The sequence below is a fragment of the Agathobaculum butyriciproducens genome, assembly GCA_003096535.1.
GTDB classification, from domain to species: Bacteria; Bacillota; Clostridia; order Oscillospirales; family Butyricicoccaceae; genus Agathobaculum; species Agathobaculum butyriciproducens.
The window spans coordinates 49,635-70,350 of record QEKJ01000001.1; the positions used below are offsets into that span (position 1 = coordinate 49,635).

Here is a 20,716-nt window from a genome sequence, read left to right on the forward strand (position 1 = left end):
AGCACACTGTGCTCCCCTACGGTAGAAAAAATCCTCTGCCGTTCCCTATTTTCGAAGCGGTCACATATAGGAAATCTGCGCCGGACTATCTAACAAGGGAAAGGTAGGAGTCCAAAGAGGAAGGGAAACCGCAGGTGTCCCTTCCTTTTTGCCCCCGCGGCGGGTGCCGCGACGCTGCCGCCCCGTCAGGGGCGAATCCCTCCCGCTGTGGTTCAGCACCGCAAAACAAAAACACCGCAGACCCCCAGTCCGCGGTGTTCTGTTTTATTCCATTTCGTCAAGGACGGAAAAGGCGGCAAGCTGCTCAGTATTGTCCTCGTTATACTCAATCTCGCGCGAGTACGCCTTGCAGATGCAGATCTGCGCCCAGTGCGTGAGCTCGCCCTTGGCGAGCCACTCGTACACATCGAGCAGCTGAATGACCGCCGTGCTCACGAGCGCCAGCTGCACCTTGTCCTGCACGGCGTCGTCCCCGAGCGCCTTCATAAAGTGCCGGTACAGGAAGTACGTCAGCAGGTTATCGTATTCATGGCGCTTGCCCTGATACGCCTGCAAAAAGTCATTCCTGCGGGCGATAATCTCCGGCAGATGCGCCTTTGCGCCGGTCAGCAGCGTGCGCCAGTCGTCCTTGTTGATCTCAAAGCCGAGCAGCAGCTCGAGCAAACTCGTGAGCGTGCTCTCCCGCCAGAACGCCTGCGACCACGAAGCCGTGTCCTCGTCCGTCTCGTCTGCATCCTCGTCCTCGGGGAACGGGAACAGCAGGTCATCGTACTGCTCCTGCTGCGCCTTTGCCGTGCGGTAGAGCCTGTCGGCCTTGTCATCGAACGGCGCGTCCTCGCACGCCAGCCGGAACAGCGCATCGCGCATGGAAAACAGCACGTTCTCCAGTTCGGTTTCGGCCTCCGTGCCGGTTTCGGATACGCCGTCCGCCTCGGTCACGTCAAACGCCGGTGCGCCGGTCTGCGCGAGTATCAACTCGGCGGCAGCCTCACAGCACAAGCCGAGACCGTCCTCACGGCCGTCCGAAAACCACTCGTAATACCGCGGGTGGTCGGTGCAGATCTGCGCCATTTTGTCCTCACCTAAGTGAAGCAGCACTTCGCACAGGTTGCAGTCGTTCAGCAGCGGACACCGCTCCTCGGCGTCCAGACGAAAATGCGCCGGCTCTCCGGTCTGCGCGTCCGCAGGCGCAATGCTCGCGCGCAAACGCTCGCCAAAATCGCCGTGAACGGTCTCGTAGTACGCAAGGGAATCCTCGTCTACGTCGATCTCCCAGCCGATACAGCAGTTTTCCGTGCAGTCCGAGCCGATGCACCGGAATGCCTTGTAATACGCAGGACGGCGAATGTAGCCCATCCTAATCACCTCTCTTGTCTGTCTCATTATAGCAGACACGGGCGCGGTTGAAAAGGGTTATGACGGCACCGCCTTCTCCCTTGTGTACCGCTTGACCCGCTCGTACCATTCCTGATCGAACGCGGACAGCTGTTCGCTCGACGGCCCGATTGCAGGCTGCGCCGGTGCGGGCTTTGCCCGTTTCTGCATATCCTCAGCGGTGAGAATGCCGTCACGCTCGCAGTTCTGCAGCAGCGTGCGGAAATACCCTGCCGGATTGCGCGGTGCATTCTCAGCCGTCTGTCGGGCGGTATCTAAGAACACCTCACGCTGCATACCCTTGTTCTGCAGCCTGCGCAGCTCCAGACAGAAATTATGGTCAAACTTACAATTCAGTTTTTCTTCCAGTTCGGTCGTCAGACCAGAATCAGCCGTAACAGCTTTCTCTTCTCTGGTCTGCTCTGCTCTACTGTCCTCTGCTCTTCTGTTCTCTGCTCTTCTCTGCTCTGTGGATTTTCGGTACAATAAATCGCATTTTCCGTACGATAAATCGCATTTTCCGTGCGGGAAATAAATGCACGCAGCACAAAAGACTTGCCACTCGGATTCTTCTCCCGCATTTCCTGCTCGGTGAGAAGCCAAATGTCAAAATTGATGGGCACTGCATTACGCGTCACGGTCGCCAGAAAATACCCCATCTGTATTCTTTTGGATGTGAGAAAGCCGCGTTCATATAACGCAGCATGGAACAGGCCGCTTGCCGCCAGCTGATCGACTACGGCGGCCAGTGTTTCGATTGTCACGTTTTCCAGTCCGGCGGTGTACTCGCGGAGCTGCCACAGCGTGTCCTCGCGGCCCTCGCCGCTGTAGGCGATGTAGTAGCCCTTGTCGCCGTAGGCAATGTCGAGCAGGCATTCGTACACATACGGCCCGAGCACGCCGAATTTCTGCCGTGCGGCTCTCAGCTTCGGGTCACGGTACAGGCCGATGTCGCGCGGCCACCAGTCCAATCCAACTTTTCTGTTTCTGCCCATGTGAGCACCTCCCTTTACCCTACCGCCGGAACGGATAAAAAATTGACCACAAATGGTCAACTCCGAAAAAATATTTTCCGGGAAATAAAAAAACATCCCCTGTTCACAGTCAGAGGATGTTAAAATCTGTTCGCAGCCCGCGCGTAAGCGCGTATTCAATAGGATTGCTCTGCAATCCGAAAAAACCGGGAGCATGTATCTCGGTTTTTTCACTTCCGGAGGGAGAAAGTTTCTGTATAGGAACTTTCGGACGACTTTGGAACGGCCTGCGGTCCGTTCCTCCTTGTCGGCGAAACTGTAGTTTCGCGACAGGTAATGCAAAAAGAGCTGAAACCTTACGATTTCAGCTCTTTATGGCGGAGAGTTAGGGATTTGAACCCTAGAGACGCTCATCACGCCTACACGATTTCCAATCGTGCGCCTTCGACCACTCAGCCAACTCTCCATCTTGTTAAGTTGTTGTCGTTTTTGATGACTCATCGCTGACGACTTGTTTAGTATATAACAGAATCCCCGTTTCGTCAACCCTTTTTTCAAAATTTTTTGAAAAAGTTTTTTGGGGTCGAATCTGCACCGTTTTCCTGCCATGGTTTACCGTTGCTATCCCATCTGTACACGTCATCCCGTAGGGTGCGACGACCTCGGCGCACCGTTGCTATCCGGTCTGTACACGTTATCCCGTAGGGGCGAACAGTGTTCGCCCACAACAGACGTTACCGTTGCGTCCGTGCGTGTGAACCATCGGCGGATTTACCATTCACACGCGCCCATTGAACAGTGGCGTGGGAGCACAATGTGCTCCCCTACGGGATATTGCAATCATTATTGTACGCGCGTGCAGCATTTGCGGGAATGGACAAAAAGAAAACCGCCTGCTCTCACAGACGGTTCTCCCCTGTTTACTTCTGAAACTGCTCGCGCACTTCCATATACTTGATGATCTCTTCAACCGTGCCGTCAAAGCCGAGCACGCCGCTGTTGAGCGACAGATCATAATTCCGCGCGTCATACCAGTCGTGGCCGGTGTGGTGCTTGTAGTAGCGGGCGCGGTAATCGTCGATCTCCGCGATCTTCTTCTCGACCTCCTGCTCCGGCAGCGAGTCCACCTTCATGGCCTGCTCGAGACAGAAATCCTTGTCCGCATGGACGAACACGCGCACAACATCCGGTCGGCCTGCCAGAATATAGTCGGCACAGCGGCCGATCATAACGCACGGACCCTGATCCGCCAGCCGGCGGATGATCTTCACCTGATAGGCGAACAGCGCCTCATCCTTGAGGTAGGACTTGGACGAGTCGTTCGGCACGGGCGCGTTGCCGTGATAATGCGCGCGCAGGCGCGTCAGGAAATCGCCCTTGAGACGCTCGTCCGAGAACAGCATGGCGTTTACACCGCTGTCCTCACTCGCCATGGTGATGATCTCGCGGTTGTAGAACGGAATGCCCAGCTTGCGCGCCAGCATCTTGCCGACCGTCTTGCCGCCCGAGCCGTACTGGCGCGCGATAGTAATAACGTAAGGTTTCACTTTATAACCTCCCCCTATTCCAGTGAGGAGTTAGGAGGCAGGAGGTAGGAGTGGATGACGATAAACGTTTCCCGTAGGGCGCGACGACTCGGCGCGCCGGGGTCGTCGCGCCCTACGGTACAGGTAAATCATCGGATAAACTCCTGCCTCCTCCCTCCTATCTCCTATCTTCCTCCGGCTTACTCACCGAGGTATGCTTTCTTAATAGAGTCATCATTCAGCAGATCAGCTGCCTTGCCGGTCTTGACGATCTTACCGGTTTCGAGGACGTAGCCTCTATCCGCGATGGACAGCGCCTTCTTCGCGTTCTGCTCTACCAGCAGGACGGTGGTGCCTGCCTTGGACACTTCCTCGATGATCTTGAAGATTTCGCCGACGAACAGCGGCGACAGACCCATGGACGGCTCATCGAGCAGCAGGATGCGCGGCTTGCTCATCAGCGCACGGCCCATTGCGAGCATCTGCTGCTCGCCGCCGGACAGCGTACCGGCTGCCTGATTTTTACGCTCCTCCAGACGCGGAAAACGCTCATAGACCATTTTCAGCGACTCCGGAATTTCATTCTTCGGACGGGTATACGCGCCCATACGCAGGTTCTCCGCGACCGTCAGACCCGCGAACACGCGGCGGCCCTCCGGAACGTGGCTCATGCCCAGCTTCACGATGGCATGACCCGGCTTGTGCGTAATGTCCTTGCCCTCGAACGTCACCGTGCCGCCCTTGCTCGGCAGCAGACCCGTGACCGTGTGCAGCGTGGTGGTCTTACCGGCGCCGTTTGCACCGATGAGCGCTACGACCTCGCCCTCGTTTACCTCGAAGGAAACGTCGCGCAGTGCATGAATCAGGCCGTAATACACGTTGATGTCCTTTACTTCCAACATTGCCATTGGTGTTTCCTCCTTTCTTATTCGCCCAGATACGCCTTAACGACTTCCGGGTTGCTCAGCACTTCCTTGGGCGTGCCCTCAGCGAGCAGACGGCCGAAGTTGAGCACATACAGGTACTCGCAGATACCGGAGACCAGCTTCATGTCATGCTCGATGAGCAGAACGGTTACGCCGAACCTCTTGCGGACGATTTCAATCGTCTCCATCAGCTCCTCGGTCTCGTTCGGGTTCATGCCCGCGGCAGGCTCGTCGAGCAGCAGCAGCTTGGGGTTGGTAGCGAGCGCACGCGCGATCTCGAGCTTGCGCTGCTTGCCGTACGGCAGGTTGGCTGCCTTGTAGTCGGCTACGCCGTCCAGATCGAACACGCGCAGCAGCTCCATCGCCTTTTCGTCCATCTGCTTCTCCTTTTTGCGGTAGGAGCCGAGGTGGAACATGCTCTCTGCGAACGAGTAGGTGATCTGGTTGTGCAGACCGGTCTTTACGTTATCCAGCACGCTCAGCTGCGAGAACAGGCGAATGTTCTGGAACGTACGGGCAACGCCCAGCTTGCAGATTTCATGCGGCTTTTTGCCGATGAGGTTCTGACCGTCCAGACGGATGCCGCCGTCAGTCGGACGGTACACGCCGGTCAGCATATTGAACGCGGTGGTCTTGCCTGCGCCGTTCGGGCCGATGAGGCCGACCAGACCGCCCTTTTCGATTTTCATGCTCAGCTCGTCAACGGCACGCAGACCGCCGAACGAAATGCCGAGCGAAGTAACTTCCAGCATTGCCATGGCTTACGCACCCTCCTTTTTGCCGCCGGCCTTTTCGGCCTTTTCCATCTGACGCATTGCGCGCTTCTCCAGCAGGCGAACCTTGAAGGAGGAGTTGTTGAACAGCATCATTGCAATCAGCAGGATTGCGTAGATGAGCATACGGTAGTTGCTCAGGCCGCGCAGCAGCTCGGGCAGCAGCGTCAGCAGAGTAGCCGCGATAATCGAACCCCAGATGTTGCCCAGACCGCCGAGAACGACGAATACGAGCACCAGAATGGAGGTGTTGAAGTCAAACTTGGCTGCGGTTACGGTGGAGAAGTTCATCGCGTACAGCGTGCCCGCCATGCCTGCGAACGCCGCAGAGACCACGAACGCGAGCAGCTTGTAGTGCGAGGTGGAGATGCCGATGGAGTCAGCGGCGATCTTGTTGTCGCGGACCGCCATGACAGCACGTCCCGTGCGGCTGTTTACAAAATTCAGCACGAAGAACAGCGTAACGAGGATGAGCACAACGCCCGAGGTGAAGGTGGAGAGCTTGGTGACGCCGGATACGCCGATCGGGCCGTTGATGATCATCTTGCCGCCGTCGCCCAGCTGGAAATTCTGGTTGACCAGACTGAAATGCAGACCGGCATCATCCAGACCGAGATACATAACGTTTACAATGTTTTTGATGATCTCACCGAAGGCGAGGGTTACGATGGCGAGGTAGTCGCCCTTGAGGCGCAGTACCGGCACGCCGACGATAACACCCGCAATCGCCGCAAACAGTCCGGCAACGACCATGGCGACAGCCAGACGCAGCGGTGCAAGCGGAATCGCATCCGCCAGACAGGTGGTGGTGACAATGCCCGCAAACGCGCCGACCGACATAAAGCCCGCATGGCCGAGCGACAGCTCACCGAGGATGCCGACGGTCAGGTTGAGCGAGATCGCCATGACAACATACGCGCAGATCGGCACGAGCAGACCCTTGATCTGGCTGGAGATGCCGCCGCCCGCGATGGCTGCCTGCACGATGATATACGCAATAATGACAATGCCGAAGCACAGCAGCGTGTCACGTCCGCGCTTGGACGCAGCATAGGATTTTAACTTGTTCATATGACTGCCCCCTTAAACCTTTTCGCTCACATGCTTGCCGAGCAGGCCGTCCGGCTTGACCAGCAGCACCACGATGAGCACTGCGAACACGATCGCGTCCGACAGCTGCGTGGAAATGTACGCCTTGGCGAAAATCTCGATGATGCCGAGCAGAATGCCGCCGATGAACGCGCCCGGAATCGAGCCGATGCCGCCGAATACGGCAGCGGTGAACGCCTTGATGCCCGGCAGAGAGCCGGTGGTCGGCATCAGGGTCGGGTACGCGGAGCACAGCAGCACGCCCGCGATGGCTGCCAGACCCGAGCCGATCGCAAAGGTGATGGAAATGGTCGTGTTGACGTTGATGCCCATCAGCTGGGCCGCGCCCTTGTCCTCGGAAACGGCGCGCATCGCCGTGCCGACCTTGCTCTTGCCGGTGAACAGCATCAGAGCGACCATGATGACAAGGCAGGCCGCAATGGCAACGAGCGTCACCTTGGAGATCTGCATCTGACCGCCGAACAGGCTGAGCGCCTCGCCGGTAACGACCGAGGTAAAGGTCTTCGGGTTGGAGGACCAGATCAGCAGCGCTGCATTCTGCAGGAAGTACGAAACGCCGATGGCTGTGATCAGCACCGCCAGCGACGGCGCCATGCGCAGCGGCTTGTAGGCAAGTCTCTCAATAACAACACCGAGCGCGGTGCAGACAATAACAGCCAGCACAACGCCCATCCACGCCGGCCAGCCGAGATAGGTGGTAGCGCAGAAGCACATGTAGCCGCCTACCATGATAACATCGCCGTGCGCGAAGTTCAGCATTTTTGCAATGCCGTAAACCATCGTGTAGCCGAGTGCGATGATGGCGTAGATGCTGCCCAGACTGATGCCGCTGATCAAATGATTCAAAAAGCTCATGGTTTGGAACACCTCATTCTTTCTTTTAAGGTAGGAGTTAGGAGGGAGGAGGTAGGAATTTATCCGATGATTTACCCGTACCGTAGGGCGCGACGACCCCGGCGCGCCGTTCGTAACGATGTGCATACGGTTTATACGGCGCGCCGAGTCGTCGCGCCCTACGGGAAACGTTTATCGTCGTCCACTCCTACCTCCTATCTCCTACCTCCTATCTTCTTTATAATAGCGGTAAAGGAGGACTGCTTCCAGACCTCCTTCACTCGCCCTTGCGTTTATGCTGTTGGAACCCTACGGTTCTGTCTTACATACCAACGTAAGCGCCGTTCTCGATAACCATGCCCTTCGGGGACTTGGATACGGCACCGGTCTCATCCCAGGTCATGCCCTCGCCGGTCAGACCGTCAAAGGTCATGGAGGTGAACTGCTCGATCATCTTGTCGCACAGATCCTCTGCGGACATATCCGGCGTAGCGCCTGCATTCTCGAGTGCCTGCTTGTAAGCGTAAACACAGTCGTAAGCGTCGGCTGCGAACTGGTTCGGGGTCTCGCCGAACTGCTCCTTGTACTTCTTAACGAAGGAAACGGTCTTTTCGTCGGTTGCGTCTGCGTTGAACGGGGTCAGCAGCATTACGCCCTCGGCCAGCTTGGGATCAAAGCCTTCCATGGTCAGAATGCCGTCCATGCCGTCTACACCGAAGAACTTCGGCTTGTAGCCCATGCTGTTTGCCTGCGTCAGGATCAGGGATGCCGGCTGATAGTACATCGGCAGGAATACCAGGTCAGCGCCCTTGCTCTTTGCATCGTTCAGCTGAACGGAGAAGTCGTTCGCGGAAGCATCGGTAAAGGTGTTGTCGGAAACGACCTGCAGGCCCTTGGTCTTTGCCTCTTCTACAAACTTGTCGTGAATGCCGGTGGAGTAAACGTCATCGTTCTTCCAGATGATCGCAACCTTGGTGCCGAGCTTCTGCTCTGCGATGTACTGTGCGGATGCGGTGCCCTGGTTCGGGTCAACGAAGCACATCTGGAACACATTGTCCTTATCTGCGGTTACCGCAACGGTGGAAGCAGACGGAGTCAGTGCGAAAATACGGTCGCTGTAGTTCTCAGCGGCGGTAGCCTCGCACGGCTTGGAGGTTACGGAGCCGAGAGACAGCTGCATGCCCCAGTCCTTCAGGGTGTTGTAGGCGTTGACAGCCTTCTCGGCGTCGTGCTCATCGTCCTGATAGTTCAGCTCGAACTGAATATCGCCGCCCTCAGCGTTGATCTCGTCAACCGCGATCTGTGCGCCGTTCTTGCAGGCGTTGCCGTAAATAGCAGCCGCGCCGGTCAGCGGGCCGGTGCCGCCAATCTTGAAGGCAGTGCCGGAAGCGGTGCTGTCGGAGCCGCTGTTCTGCGAATCGGAGCTGCTCGAAGCGGAACCACCGCAGCCGGTCAGCGCCGTAGCCAGCATAGCGCCGGCAAGAAGCATACTGAGTGTTTTCTTCATGGTGAAATCTTCTCCTTTGTTTCCCCCGAATCGGCATATCCTATCGGGTGTCTTGGATTATGCTTCACATTATACTACCATTTCCGCATTTCGGCGCACTTTTTTTGCGCTGAGAATACAATTTCAGATAATCTACTGATTATCTTTTGAGTAACTTTACGTTTTTTGTATCTTCTCACAAGAACACTTGTCCGCCCCGCAAGGATTCCTGCAAATTACTTCCATCCTGCCGCCGTTTTTGCAGGGAGAGCCTGCAAAACTTTTCTCATGCTGAGAACATCATAGACTATCTTCGCTATTCATAAGATATTCGTAGGGCGGGGTGCTCCGCCCTGCGGTGTTCATTCAATCTGTGCAACATTTCAAGGAGGTACCCCATGACCGAAAAACGCCACGGAAAAGGACTGTTATTCATCGTAACGCTGGTTCTCGCTGCCGGTGTGATAAAGTACGCCGATATCCCCTTCGCGCAGACCGTGCGCGAAAAGGCGGCTTCTGCCCTGTCCGGCGCGGCAAATGCTGACCATGTTCTCGCGGTATTCGGCGGCTCTGCCATGCCCGCAGATACCGTTCCTGCGGAATCCTCCGGCGGTGCGGACGATATTTTAGACCGCGACCAGACCCTGTTCCCCGACACGGTTGACCAGACCGTCTATCCGATGGAGTTCGAGCACACCACGCCGACTTCCGGCACGCTGACGTCCTCTTTCGGCAGCAGGCTCAGTCCCATCACCGGTCAGCCGGGCTTCCACTACGGGCTTGACCTTGCCGCGGACGAGGGCACGCCCATCACCGCCTTCGCGGACGGCACCGTGCGCGAGACCGGTGAATCCGGCTACGGTCTGTATGTCATTGTCGATCACGCGGACGGTTTTGCAACCTTATACGCGCACTGCAGCAGCATTTCCGCCAAAGTCGGTGATACCGTCACCTGCGGACAGGAAATTGCCAAGGTCGGTCAGACCGGCAACGCCACCGGTCCGCACCTGCACCTCGAGCTGTGGCACAACGGCGCGGCGCTCGATCCTGCCGACTATCTTGCGCTGTGAGCCGGATTCAGGTCCGCGACGGCTTTCTTGTGCTCATGGCTGCGCTCTGGTGCGCGGATGAGAGCGGCGTGCTCCCCATTTTCCTGTTGGCGGCGGCTGTACATGAGTGCGGACACCTTTTTGTCATTCGGCTGTCCGGCGGCTCGGTGCACGCCCTGTGCCTGACCGCCTGCGGCGCTGTCCTGCGGTGCAGCCTGCCGCCGTCGCCGTTTTCACGCGCCGCCATCTGCCTCGCCGGACCGGCGGCCAGCTTTGCGCTCACCGCACTGGCGAACCCGCTCGGCGCGTACCGGCTTGCCGGCGCGAGTGCCCTGCTCGGGCTGTTCAACCTGCTGCCCGTGCCCCCGCTCGACGGCGGCATGGCGCTCCGGCACCTCGCGGACGGACGGTTTACACGCCTGCTGAATGGGATTGCGGGCGTGTCCGTTCTCGTCCTCCTTGCGGGCGGCGTCCTCCTGTGGAAATCGGGATTTGGCGGGTGGCTGTTTCTCGCTGGATTGATGGTCGCCGCATGTAACCCGCATGCACACGCATAACCGCAGGGGCGAACATTGTTCGCCCAAGAACCGTTCGATTTTACGCTGTTCGGGAGCACACTGTGCTCCCCTACGGGATAACGTGTACCAAATTGTTAAATTCGGAACGCCGAGGTCGCACCGTATGTAACCCGCATGCACACGCATAACCGTAGGGGCGAACATTGTTCGCCCAAGAACCGTGCGATTTTACGTTGTGTGGGAGCACACTGTGCTCCCCTACGGGATAACGTGTACCAAATCGTTAAAATTCGGTGCGCCGAGGTCGTCGCACCCTACGGCAACGCTTCACCCTCGCGTTAATTACTAATTATTCTGCGCTCTTGTAAATTTTGCCGAAATCGTGTAAAATAACGGTACAAAGATTTATCCAAACAAACCAAAAGGCTCACAAAGCCTTTGGATAGAAAGGACCGAACAATTATGCTGGGAAAACGCAGAAAAAAAACTGATCTCCCCGCCGTATGCGCTGTTATCGTAGCGGCAGGCTCCTCCCGCCGCATGGGCGGCGAAAACAAGCTGCTGCTCGAGATCGACGGCGTACCCGTCCTCGCACGCACGCTTTCCGCCTTCCAGAAATGCGCCGCCATCCGCGATATCGTGCTCGTCTGCCGTGAGCAGGACATCATGCCCTATACCGAGCTGGCGAAGGCCTTCTCCATTGACAAGCTGTGCACGGTAACGCGCGGCGGCGAGACCCGCACGGAATCCGTTCTCGCGGGCATCACGGCCGCACCGGAAAACGCCGTGCTCGTTGCCGTACACGACGGCGCCCGCCCGCTCGTCTCCGAGGCCGTTATCACCGAGGCGGTTACCACCGCCGCCGAGTACGGCGCTGCCGCGCCGGTCGTTCCGGTCAAGGACAGCATCAAGCGCATCGAGGATGGCAACATCGCCGCCGATGTCGCCCGCAACACGCTTGCCGCGGTACAGACCCCGCAGGTATTCCGCAAGGACCTGCTCCGCCGTGCGCTCACCTCGGCTGCCGAGCGCGGCTACAGCTTCACCGATGACTGCGCGGCTGTCGAGTCGCTCGGCACCATCGTCAAGGCGACCCACGGCAGCTACCAGAACATTAAGATCACCACGCCGGAGGACATTCTCGTTGCGGAAGCGCTCCTCACAAGGGAGGACAAGTAATATGCGCATCGGACACGGTTACGACGTACACAGACTGGTCTCCGGCAGACCGTGCATCATCGGCGGTGTGAACATTCCGTTTGATCTTGGTCTGGACGGTCACTCGGACGCGGATGTGCTCACGCACGCCGTCATGGATTCCCTGCTCGGCGCGCTCGCGCTCGGTGACATCGGCAAGCATTTTCCGGATACCGACCCGCGCTACAAGGGCGCGGACAGCATCGCGCTGCTGCGTCACGTTGCCGCGCTCGTGCGCGAAAGCGGCTGGCAGCTCGGCAATCTGGATGCGACCGTGCTCGCACAGGCGCCCAAGCTCGCGCCGCACATTCTGCAGATGCGCGAGAACCTTGCCGCCGCCATCGGCTGCGCGGTCGAGCAGGTTTCGGTCAAGGCGACCACCGAGGAGGGACTGGGCTTTACCGGCTCCAAACAAGGCATTGCCGCGCACTGCGTGTGCCTTTTAGAGCGAATCTGAACAGTCTTACCTATACACTATGGATAAATAGGGGTAACACCGCATAGCGGTATTGCCCCCAATAAAGGAAGTGAACCCAATGGATATACAGATAAACGACATTCTTACCATGAAAAAACAGCACCCGTGCGGCAGCAAGCAGTGGCAGGTGCTTCGCATCGGTATGGATTTCAAGCTGAAATGCCTCGGCTGCGGGCATGAGGTCATGCTGCCGCGCAGCAAGGCGGAGAAAAACATCAGAACCGTAGAACGGGAGGGTGAAATCGTATGTTGATAGACGGCAGACAGATGCACATTCAAATCACCAAGGGCGATATCGGGCGGTACGTCATTCTGCCCGGTGACCCGGCGCGATGCGAGAAGATCGCGCAGTATTTCGATGACCCGAAGCAGATCGCCCACAACCGCGAGTACACGCTGTGGACAGGCTCTCTGGACGGCGTTCCGGTTGCGGTGTGCTCGACCGGCATCGGCGGTCCGTCGGCTGCCATCGCCATGGAGGAGCTGGTCGAGTGCGGCGCGGACACGTTCATCCGTGTCGGCACGTCCGGCGGCATTGTGGACAAGGTAAAGGGCGGCGATATCGTTATTGCCACCGGCGCCATCCGGCAGGAGGGCACGAGCCGCGAGTACCTCCCCATCGAGTTCCCGGCAGTCGCGGATTTTTCTGTTGTTTCCGCGCTGCATGAGGCGGCGCAGGCGCTCGGTTTTCCGTATCACACGGGCGTAATCCAGTCCAAGGACAGCTTTTACGGCGAAATCCGTCCCGCGCAGATGCCAATCGCGGACGAGCTGACCGCCAAGTGGAAGGCATGGAAGGCGGCAGGCGCGCTCACCAGCGAGATGGAGACAGCCGCGCTCATGATCGTCGCGCAGGTGCTGCACGTTCGGTGCGGCGCGGTGCTCAACGTGCTGTGGAACGCGGACAACGATGACGCTCCCGCCATCCCGCCTGACGCCACCGAGCGCGGCGTAAAGGCCGCCGTGGAGGCCATCCGCGTGCTCATCCGTGAGGACAGCAAGGCATGAGTGAACAACAGAATCAGCAGACAGCGGCCCTCGGCACAGCACCCGTAGGGCCGCTGCTCTTTCGGCTGGCGCTGCCGACCATCACGGCACAGGTCGTCAACCTGCTGTACAGCATCGTAGACCGTATTTACATCGGACGCATCCCGCTCGAGGGCAAGCTGGCGCTGACCGGCATGGGCGTCACCTTCCCTGTCATCACGCTCATCTCGGCGTTTGCGGCGCTCATCGGCATGGGCGGTGCACCGCGGGCCTCCATCGCGCTCGGCGCAAAGGAGCACGACCGCGCGGAACGCATCCTCGGAACGTGTACAGCGGCGCTCTGGGCGCTTGCACTCGTGCTGACAGCACTGTTCCTGCTGTTTCAGGCGCCATTACTGAAACTGTTCGGCGCATCTGCCGACACCCTGCCGTATGCGATGCAGTACCTCAACCTCTACGTTCTCGGCACGGTTTTCGTGATGACATCGCTCGGTCTGAACGGCTTCATCACCGCGCAGGGCCGCTCCTCGGTTGCGATGAAAACCGTTGTCATCGGTGCGGTGCTCAACACGGCGCTTGACCCGCTGTTCATCTTCGTGCTGAAAATGGGCGTGCGCGGCGCGGCTGTGGCGACAATTATCTCGCAGGCGGTGTCTGCGGCATGGGTTCTGCGGTTTCTGACCGGAAAGCAGACGGTTCTGCGCTTAAAACGCGCGTATTTCCGCATTGACCGACCGGTTCTGGCATCCGCAGTCGGTCTGGGCGCGTCCCCGTTTGTCATGCAGTCCACAGAAAGCCTGCTCACCATTGCGTTCAACGTATCGCTGCAAAAGTACGGCGGCGATGCGGCGGTCGGCGCAATGACCATCCTCACCTCGGTGGCGCAGATGGTACAGCTGCCGCTGACCGGACTCGCGCAGGGCGCGCAGCCCATCCTCAGCTACGCCTGCGGCGCGAAGCGGCCCGACCGCATGAAGCGCGTCGTGCAGCTGAATCTCGCGGCGGCGTTCGTGTTCGCGTTCTCGATCTGGGCTGTGGTTCAGCTCGCGCCGCACGCCGTCATCCACCTGTTCACGGCGGACGAGGAGCTCGTGTCGCTCACCATCTGGGCGCTGCGCGTGTACTTTGCGCTCGGATTTACCAATGCGTTCCAGACCGGATTCCAGCAGTCGTTTGTGGCGCTCGGCGAGGCGAAAATCTCGCTTTTTCTCGCGCTCGAGCGCAAGGTTTTCCTGCTGATACCGTTTATTTTAATCCTGCCGCACTTTTTCGCGGATAAGCTGTTCGCCGTGTTCCTCGCAGAGCCGGTCGCGGATTTATTAGCCGCGGCTACAACGACAACGCTGTTTTTGATTCGATTCAAGCAGATCACGCGAGATATGAATTGAAAATTGAGAATGGAGAATGGAAAATGAATGTGTAGATTTTCCATTCTCCATTTTTTCATTTATGTTATGCAGAACAGATAGGTTTTGGCGCGCCGAGTCGCCGCGCCCTTTCCCCTCCGAATTGCAGCCGTAACACCGAATATACGGTAAACCTCACCCATCGCGTTCATTTTCCATTTTCCATTATCAATTCTCCATTACTGCACGAAAAAAGGCTTCGGAACCAAGTTCCGAAGCCTTTTCTTTCCCTTTACGCCTGAACCGCTGCCTTCAGCGCCTCAACCTTATCGGTATTCTCCCACTTGACGCCAAGCTCCTCGCGGCCCATGTGGCCGTAGGCTGCCAGCTGCTTGTAGATCGGCTTGCGCAGGTCAAGCTGCTCGATGATCGCCGCCGGACGCAGGTCGAACACCTTCTCTACGGCCTTCTCAAGCACATCGTCGCCAACAACGCCGGTGCCGAAGGTCTCTACCATGATGGAAACCGGCTCGGCAACGCCGATGGCATACGCCAGCTGAATCTCGCAGCGCTTTGCCAGACCTGCCGCAACGATGTTCTTCGCAACCCAGCGGGCCGCATACGCGCCCGAGCGGTCCACCTTGGTCGGGTCCTTGCCGGAGAACGCGCCGCCGCCGTGACGGCCGATGCCGCCGTAGGTGTCCACGATGATCTTACGGCCGGTCAGACCGGAGTCGCCGTGCGGGCCGCCGATGACGAAACGGCCGGTCGGGTTGATGAAATACTTGGTATTCTCATCCAGCAGATGGGACGGAATGACCTTCTTTACCACCTGCTCGATCATGTCCTCACGAATCTGCGCGAGGGACACCTCCGGGCTGTGCTGGGTGGAAATAACAACCGTATCCACGCGGACGGGCTGATTGTCCTCGTCATACTCTACGGTAACCTGGCTCTTGCCGTCCGGACGCAGATAGTCGAACGTGCCGTTCTTGCGAACGTCGGTCAGGCGCTTTGCCAGCTTGTGCGCCAGAGAGATCGGCAGCGGCATCAGCTCCTTGGTCTCATCGCACGCATAACCGAACATCATGCCCTGATCGCCCGCGCCGATGGCGAGGTCAGCCTCAGAGGCACCCTCCTTGCTCTCGAGGGAGTTGTCAACGCCGAGTGCAATGTCGGCGGACTGCTCGTCGATGGCAGTCAGGACAGCGCAGGTGTCGCAGTCAAAGCCGTACTTCGCGCGGTCGTAGCCGATCTCACGAACCGTGTCGCGGACAACCTTCGGGATATCCACATAGCAGGAAGTGGAAATCTCGCCCATTACCTGAACCATACCGGTGGTGCAGGTGGTCTCGCAGGCTACGCGGGCATACGGATCCTGCGTTAAAATCTCGTTAAGAATCGCGTCCGAGATCTGGTCGCAGATTTTATCGGGATGGCCTTCCGTAACCGATTCCGAGGTGAAAAAATGATGTGCCATTAAGTATCAGTTCCTTTCTACAGTTCATTTTCAGAGCATTAAAAAACGCTCCTCAGCGGGAGCGAAAAGTTCGTTTTGCTCCCTCATCTTTCGTATTCTTACGCCGGATTTGGCACCTTACGTTGCAAAACAACGCAGGTTGCCGGGTTTCACAGGGCCGTTCCCTCCACCGCTCTCGATAAGGACATGTATTCACTTACGCCGTATATTTTATATAAAAATTCCGGCTTTGTCAAGGGAAATTTTCGGCAGCCAAGTGGAAAAGCGCCGCATTGACATTTTCCGCTCACACCGTTATAGTAATAAAGGTAAGTTTTGGCCCTGCATATTTATCACATCACACAGCCTTCTCGGGCTGACGCACGGCAACACTTACCCGCATTCACGCTGCACCTTAACGGGTGCTCTGTTTTGTTATGGGAGAGAATTAGGGTATTATGAATGTAAATGTTGGAATCGACATCGGCTCAACGACCGTCAAGATCGTCGTTGTGCGCGATGGAGAGATCATCCACAAGCACTACGAACGGCATTTTTCCAAGGTGCGTGAAAAGGCGGTCGAGCTGGTGCGCGCGGCGCGCGGCCTCATCGGCGAGGACACGCCGCTCCGCTGTTCGATCACCGGCTCGGCCGGTTTAGGCGTGGCGAAGGCCGCGGATATTGATTTTGTACAGGAGGTGTTCGCCACCCGCAAGGCGGTAGGCGTACACGTTCCGCAGGCCGATGTCGTCATTGAGCTCGGCGGCGAGGATGCGAAGATCGTCTTCCTCACCGGCCAGCTGGAGGAGCGCATGAACGGCTCCTGTGCGGGCGGCACCGGCGCTTTTATCGACCAGATGGCCGTCCTGCTGGACGTAACGCCGGCCGAGCTCGACCAGCTCGCGCAGGGCGCGGAGCGCATCTACACCATCGCTTCCCGCTGCGGCGTGTTCGCCAAGTCGGACATCCAGCCGCTGCTCAACGAGGGCGCGCGCAAGGAGGACGTAGCCGCCTCCATCTTTCAGGCCGTCGTCAACCAGACCATCGCGGGTCTGGCGCAGGGCCGCGAGGTCAAGGGCGATGTGCTGTTCCTCGGCGGCCCGCTGTTCTTCTTCAAGGGCCTCCAGAAGCGCTTTCAGGACACGCTGAAGCTGGATGACGCGCACGCGCACTTCCCGGCTCTCGCGCCGTATGCCATCGCGGCGGGCGCAGCCGAGTACGCGGGCGGCACGCAAAAGACCTACACGGTAGCCTCGCTGCTCGAGGCGCTCGAAAAAGCCGCCGATGCACCCGTTGTCGCAAACTATCTGCCGCCGCTGTTCGAGGATGAGCAGCAGTACGAGGAATTCAAGAACCGTCACGCCATGCACGATGTCATGACGCAGAACGTCACCATGTACGAGGGCGACGCATTTCTCGGCATCGACTGCGGCTCCACCACCACCAAGCTGGTGCTCATCGGTGCGGACGACCAGATTTTGTTCCACCACTACCAGTCCAACAAGGGCAATCCGGCGGACGTTATCCGCGAGCAGCTCACCAAGCTGTACGAGCTGTGCGGCGACCGCGTACATATCGTGTCCTCGGCGGTCACCGGCTACGGCGAAGCGCTCATCCAGAATGCGTTCGGCGTGGATTTCGGTTTGGTCGAGACGGTCGCGCACTTCCGCGCGGCGCGGCACTTCTGCCCGGATGTTGATTTCATCATCGACATCGGCGGTCAGGACATCAAGTGCTTCAAAATCCGCAACAAATGCATCGACAATATTTCGCTCAACGAGGCGTGCTCGTCCGGCTGCGGCTCGTTCATCGAGACGTTCGCCCGCTCGATGGGTTACTCCATCGAGGAATTCTGCAAGCTGGGTCTGTTCGCAAAGCATCCCATCGACCTCGGCTCGCGCTGCACGGTGTTCATGAACTCCTCGGTCAAGCAGGCGCAGAAGGACGGCGCGGGCATTGACGCAATCTCCGCCGGTCTGTCGGTATCCGTTGTCAAGAACGCGCTGTACAAGGTTATCCGCGCCCACTCGCCGGACGACCTCGGTCAGCACATTGTCGTACAGGGCGGCACGTTCCTCAATGACGCCATCCTGCGCTCGTTCGAGCAGGAAATCGGCCGCGACGTGACCCGTCCGGCTATCTCGGGTCTGATGGGCGCATACGGCGCAGCACTGCACGCCAAGGACAACCGCAGGGACACCACCACGCTCATCGGCACGGATATCCTCGCAGGCTTCGAGCACAACGTGCGCTCCACGCGCTGCGGTCTGTGCGAAAATCACTGCAATCTGACGATTAACGACTTCGGCGGCGGCCGCCGCTTCATTTCGGGCAACCGCTGCGAGCGTCCGCTCGGCGGCACGAAAAAGGCCGACCTGCCCAACCTTTATAAATGGAAGCTGGAAAAGCTGAAAAGCTACGGCAAGCCGTCCGGCATTGCAAACCCGATTGCAAAAATCGGTCTGCCGTTCGGACTGAATAACTTCGAGCTGCTGCCGTTCTGGACGGCATTCCTGCGTAAGCTCGGCTTCGAGACCGTCCTCAGCGACGTTTCCACCCGCGATATGTACATGCAGGGACAGCATTCCATCCCGTCCGATACGGTTTGCTATCCGGCAAAGCTGATGCACGGCCACATCGAGAACCTGCTCGAAAAGGGCGTGGACGCGATCTTCTATCCGTGCATGACCTACAACCTCGATGAAGAACGCGCGACCAACCACTATAACTGTCCGGTCGTTGCCTACTATCCGGAGCTTTTGAAGGCGAACGTCTCCGCACTCGCGGACTTCGACTTTATGATGCCGTACTTTGAACTCGCAGACAAAAAGCGCTTCACGAAGCACGCCGTTAAGTATTTCTGCGGCAAGTACCCGCAGATCAAGAAAAAGCAGGTCATCGCCGCTGTCGAGGACGCATACATGGCGCAGGACGAATACTACATCGACGTTCGCATCGAGGGTCAGCGCGCCATCCGCTACGCGGACGAGCACGACCTTGACGTTGCCGTTATTGCAGGCCGTCCGTATCACGTTGACCCGGAGATCAACCACGGCATCGACCAGCTGATCGCGTCGTTCGGTCTGGTCATCGTGTCCGAGGATGCGGTCTGGCAGCTGACCGATGCACCCGAGGTGCATGTGCTCAACCAGTGGACGTACCACTCGCGCATGTACGGCGCGGCGAAGTACGTCACCCAGAAGGAGAACGCCCAGCTTATCCAGCTGGTGTCCTTCGGCTGCGGCATTGACGCCATCACGACCGACGAGATGCGCGCCATCTGCGAAAACGGCGGCAAAATTTACACACAGCTGAAAATCGACGAGATCAGCAACCTCGGTGCGGCAAAAATCCGTATCCGCAGCATGCTGGCCGCCGTAGAGGAGGGACGCAAGCTTGCAGAACAGCAAAACGCCTGAGGCAACGCCCGCATATTCCTACCCGCAGTTCACGGAGGAAATGCGAAAAACCTATAAGATCCTGGTGCCGAATATGCTGCCCGTGCAGCTCGGACTCATCTGCCGCCTGATGAAAAACTACGGCTACGACATGGAGCTGCTGCACACCGAGGGTCCGAACATCGCGGAGCAGGGTCTGCGCAACGTGCACAACGACACCTGCTACCCCGCCCTGCTGGTCATCGGTCAGCTGATGGACGCGATCGAATCCGGCAAATACGACATTCACAAAATCGCGCTCATCCTGCCGCAGACCGGCGGCGGCTGCCGTGCCTCCAACTATATCCACCTGCTCCGCAAGGCGCTGGAAAAGAACGGCTACGGCTTTATTCCGGTCATTTCGCTGAACTTTTCCGGTCTGGAGAGCAACCCCGGCTTCAAGCTGACCAAGACCATGCTCGTGCAGGTGGCGTATGCACTTCTGATCGGTGATCTGATTATGATGGTCGCCAACCAGTGCCGTCCCTACGAGGTCGTGCCCGGCTCGACCGACAAGGCGATTGACATCTGCATGGACGCGGTCACGGGGCGCTTCACCGGCGAGCGCATGGTGCGCTACGGCGAGGTAAAGCACCTGTTCCGTTTCGTGCTGACCGTGTTCGGCAAGCTGAAGCTGGATAAAACGCAGAAGAAAAAGCTGGTCGGCATCGTCGGTGAGATCTACGTCAAGTTCTCGCCGCTCGGCAACAACCGTCTGGAAGAATTCCTGCTCAGCGAAGGCTGCGAGCCGGTGCTGCCTGGTCTGATGGACTTCTGCCTGTACTGCATCTACAACTCGGTCATCGACCACGAGCTGTACAGCCGCAACGGCAAAACCGCCGCCATCTACAAGATGGTGTACCAGTTTGTGCTCGGCAAGCAGGCCGATATCATCAAAATGATGAAGAAAGACGGTCATTTCCGTCCGCCGATGCCGTTTGACGAGGTACGCAAAAAGTCGCACGCCATTATCGGTCAGGGCGTCAAGATGGGCGAAGGCTGGCTGCTGCCCGCCGAAATGGTCGAGCTGATCAGCGAAGGCGTGACCAACATCGTCTGCACCCAGCCGTTCGGCTGCCTGCCGAACCACATCGCGGGCAAGGGCATGATCCGAAAGATCCGCGAGGTGTACCCGCAGGCGAATATCGTCGCGGTGGATTACGACCCGGGCGCGTCCAAGATCAATCAGGAAAACCGAATCAAGCTCATGCTTTCGAGCGCAGAGTAAAGCAAAGAGGACTG

Annotated in this window: 19 protein-coding genes, 1 tRNA gene and 1 riboswitch; of the genes, 9 read left to right on the top strand and 11 right to left on the bottom strand. The window is 58.2% G+C overall.

Translation table 11 applies throughout. The features are described 5' to 3' along the window. Window positions 1–264: 264 nt before the first annotated feature. The 10 genes from fliB to C7386_RS00295 all read right to left on the bottom strand — a co-directional run bounded on the left by fliB (window position 265) and on the right by C7386_RS00295 (window position 9,024). Window positions 265–1,356, bottom strand: coding sequence for a flagellin lysine-N-methylase (gene fliB, locus C7386_RS00250; protein WP_116704601.1), 1,092 nt, complete (start codon window positions 1,354–1,356; stop codon window positions 265–267). 57 nt (window positions 1,357–1,413) lie between these two features. Continuing rightward, window positions 1,414–1,671, bottom strand: a complete 258-nt coding sequence (locus C7386_RS13335; protein WP_116704602.1) for a hypothetical protein — start codon at window positions 1,669–1,671, stop codon at window positions 1,414–1,416. A gap of 80 nt (window positions 1,672–1,751) precedes the next feature. Next, window positions 1,752–2,369, bottom strand: a complete 618-nt coding sequence (locus C7386_RS00260; protein ID WP_165815415.1) for a DUF4373 domain-containing protein — start codon at window positions 2,367–2,369, stop codon at window positions 1,752–1,754. Between the two features lie 354 nt (window positions 2,370–2,723). Then, window positions 2,724–2,814, bottom strand: a tRNA-Ser gene (locus tag C7386_RS00265). Between the two features lie 454 nt (window positions 2,815–3,268). Beyond that, window positions 3,269–3,895: a cytidylate kinase-like family protein gene (locus C7386_RS00270; RefSeq protein ID WP_110435075.1), complete on the bottom strand. Its 627-nt coding sequence runs from the start codon at window positions 3,893–3,895 to the stop codon at window positions 3,269–3,271. Between the two features lie 179 nt (window positions 3,896–4,074). Next, window positions 4,075–4,782, bottom strand: coding sequence for an ABC transporter ATP-binding protein (locus C7386_RS00275; protein WP_110435076.1), 708 nt, complete (start codon window positions 4,780–4,782; stop codon window positions 4,075–4,077). Between the two features lie 17 nt (window positions 4,783–4,799). Further along, window positions 4,800–5,558: an ABC transporter ATP-binding protein gene (locus C7386_RS00280; RefSeq protein WP_110435077.1), complete on the bottom strand. Its 759-nt coding sequence runs from the start codon at window positions 5,556–5,558 to the stop codon at window positions 4,800–4,802. A 3-nt stretch (window positions 5,559–5,561) separates the two neighbouring features. Continuing rightward, the gene (locus tag C7386_RS00285) at window positions 5,562–6,644 is read right to left on the bottom strand and encodes a branched-chain amino acid ABC transporter permease (protein WP_116704604.1); all 1,083 of its coding nucleotides are present in this window, start codon (window positions 6,642–6,644) and stop codon (window positions 5,562–5,564) included. A 12-nt stretch (window positions 6,645–6,656) separates the two neighbouring features. Next, window positions 6,657–7,538 carry a branched-chain amino acid ABC transporter permease gene (locus C7386_RS00290; RefSeq protein ID WP_116704605.1) on the bottom strand — a complete coding sequence of 294 codons (882 nt, stop codon included), beginning with the start codon at window positions 7,536–7,538 and terminating at the stop codon, window positions 6,657–6,659. 301 nt (window positions 7,539–7,839) lie between these two features. Continuing rightward, window positions 7,840–9,024 carry an ABC transporter substrate-binding protein gene (locus C7386_RS00295; protein WP_116704606.1) on the bottom strand — a complete coding sequence of 395 codons (1,185 nt, stop codon included), beginning with the start codon at window positions 9,022–9,024 and terminating at the stop codon, window positions 7,840–7,842. A gap of 377 nt (window positions 9,025–9,401) precedes the next feature. Here C7386_RS00295 and C7386_RS00300 point away from each other — a divergent pair, with 377 nt between their 5' ends. The 7 genes from C7386_RS00300 to C7386_RS00330 all read left to right on the top strand — a co-directional run bounded on the left by C7386_RS00300 (window position 9,402) and on the right by C7386_RS00330 (window position 14,620). Continuing rightward, window positions 9,402–10,073, top strand: coding sequence for a M23 family metallopeptidase (locus C7386_RS00300; RefSeq protein WP_116704607.1), 672 nt, complete (start codon window positions 9,402–9,404; stop codon window positions 10,071–10,073). Further along, complete coding sequence (locus tag C7386_RS00305; RefSeq protein WP_110435082.1) at window positions 10,070–10,609, top strand: site-2 protease family protein; 540 nt, start codon at window positions 10,070–10,072, stop codon at window positions 10,607–10,609. Before C7386_RS00300 ends, C7386_RS00305 begins: the two co-directional genes overlap by 4 nt. Window positions 10,610–11,032: 423 nt before the next feature. Further along, window positions 11,033–11,749, top strand: a complete 717-nt coding sequence (ispD, locus tag C7386_RS00310) for a 2-C-methyl-D-erythritol 4-phosphate cytidylyltransferase (protein ID WP_110435083.1) — start codon at window positions 11,033–11,035, stop codon at window positions 11,747–11,749. Between the two features lies 1 nt (window position 11,750). Continuing rightward, on the top strand, window positions 11,751–12,224 hold the full coding sequence (ispF, locus tag C7386_RS00315) for a 2-C-methyl-D-erythritol 2,4-cyclodiphosphate synthase (RefSeq protein ID WP_110435084.1): 474 nt from the start codon (window positions 11,751–11,753) through the stop codon (window positions 12,222–12,224). Between the two features lie 79 nt (window positions 12,225–12,303). Continuing rightward, a complete protein-coding gene (locus C7386_RS00320; RefSeq protein ID WP_110435085.1) occupies window positions 12,304–12,498 on the top strand; it encodes a DUF951 domain-containing protein in 195 nt (64 codons plus the stop codon). Next, window positions 12,492–13,253 carry a uridine phosphorylase gene (gene udp / locus C7386_RS00325; protein ID WP_110435086.1) on the top strand — a complete coding sequence of 254 codons (762 nt, stop codon included), beginning with the start codon at window positions 12,492–12,494 and terminating at the stop codon, window positions 13,251–13,253. Before C7386_RS00320 ends, udp begins: the two co-directional genes overlap by 7 nt. Next, entirely contained in the window at window positions 13,250–14,620 is a 1,371-nt protein-coding gene (locus tag C7386_RS00330; protein ID WP_110435087.1) for an MATE family efflux transporter, read from the top strand. The genes udp and C7386_RS00330 overlap by 4 nt, the downstream gene beginning before the upstream one ends. A 250-nt stretch (window positions 14,621–14,870) precedes the next feature. Here the strand turns inward: C7386_RS00330 and metK are convergent, their stop codons facing one another. Further along, the gene (metK, locus tag C7386_RS00335) at window positions 14,871–16,058 is read right to left on the bottom strand and encodes a methionine adenosyltransferase (protein WP_110435088.1); all 1,188 of its coding nucleotides are present in this window, start codon (window positions 16,056–16,058) and stop codon (window positions 14,871–14,873) included. Window positions 16,059–16,138: 80 nt separating this feature from the next. Continuing rightward, window positions 16,139–16,243, bottom strand: a riboswitch (SAM riboswitch). Window positions 16,244–16,495: 252 nt separating this feature from the next. Here metK and C7386_RS00340 point away from each other — a divergent pair. Both C7386_RS00340 and C7386_RS00345 read left to right on the top strand, forming a co-directional pair. Next, window positions 16,496–19,456 carry an acyl-CoA dehydratase activase gene (locus tag C7386_RS00340; protein ID WP_116704608.1) on the top strand — a complete coding sequence of 987 codons (2,961 nt, stop codon included), beginning with the start codon at window positions 16,496–16,498 and terminating at the stop codon, window positions 19,454–19,456. Beyond that, the gene (locus C7386_RS00345) at window positions 19,434–20,702 is read left to right on the top strand and encodes a 2-hydroxyacyl-CoA dehydratase (RefSeq protein WP_318261154.1); all 1,269 of its coding nucleotides are present in this window, start codon (window positions 19,434–19,436) and stop codon (window positions 20,700–20,702) included. Before C7386_RS00340 ends, C7386_RS00345 begins: the two co-directional genes overlap by 23 nt. Window positions 20,703–20,716: the final 14 nt, after the last annotated feature.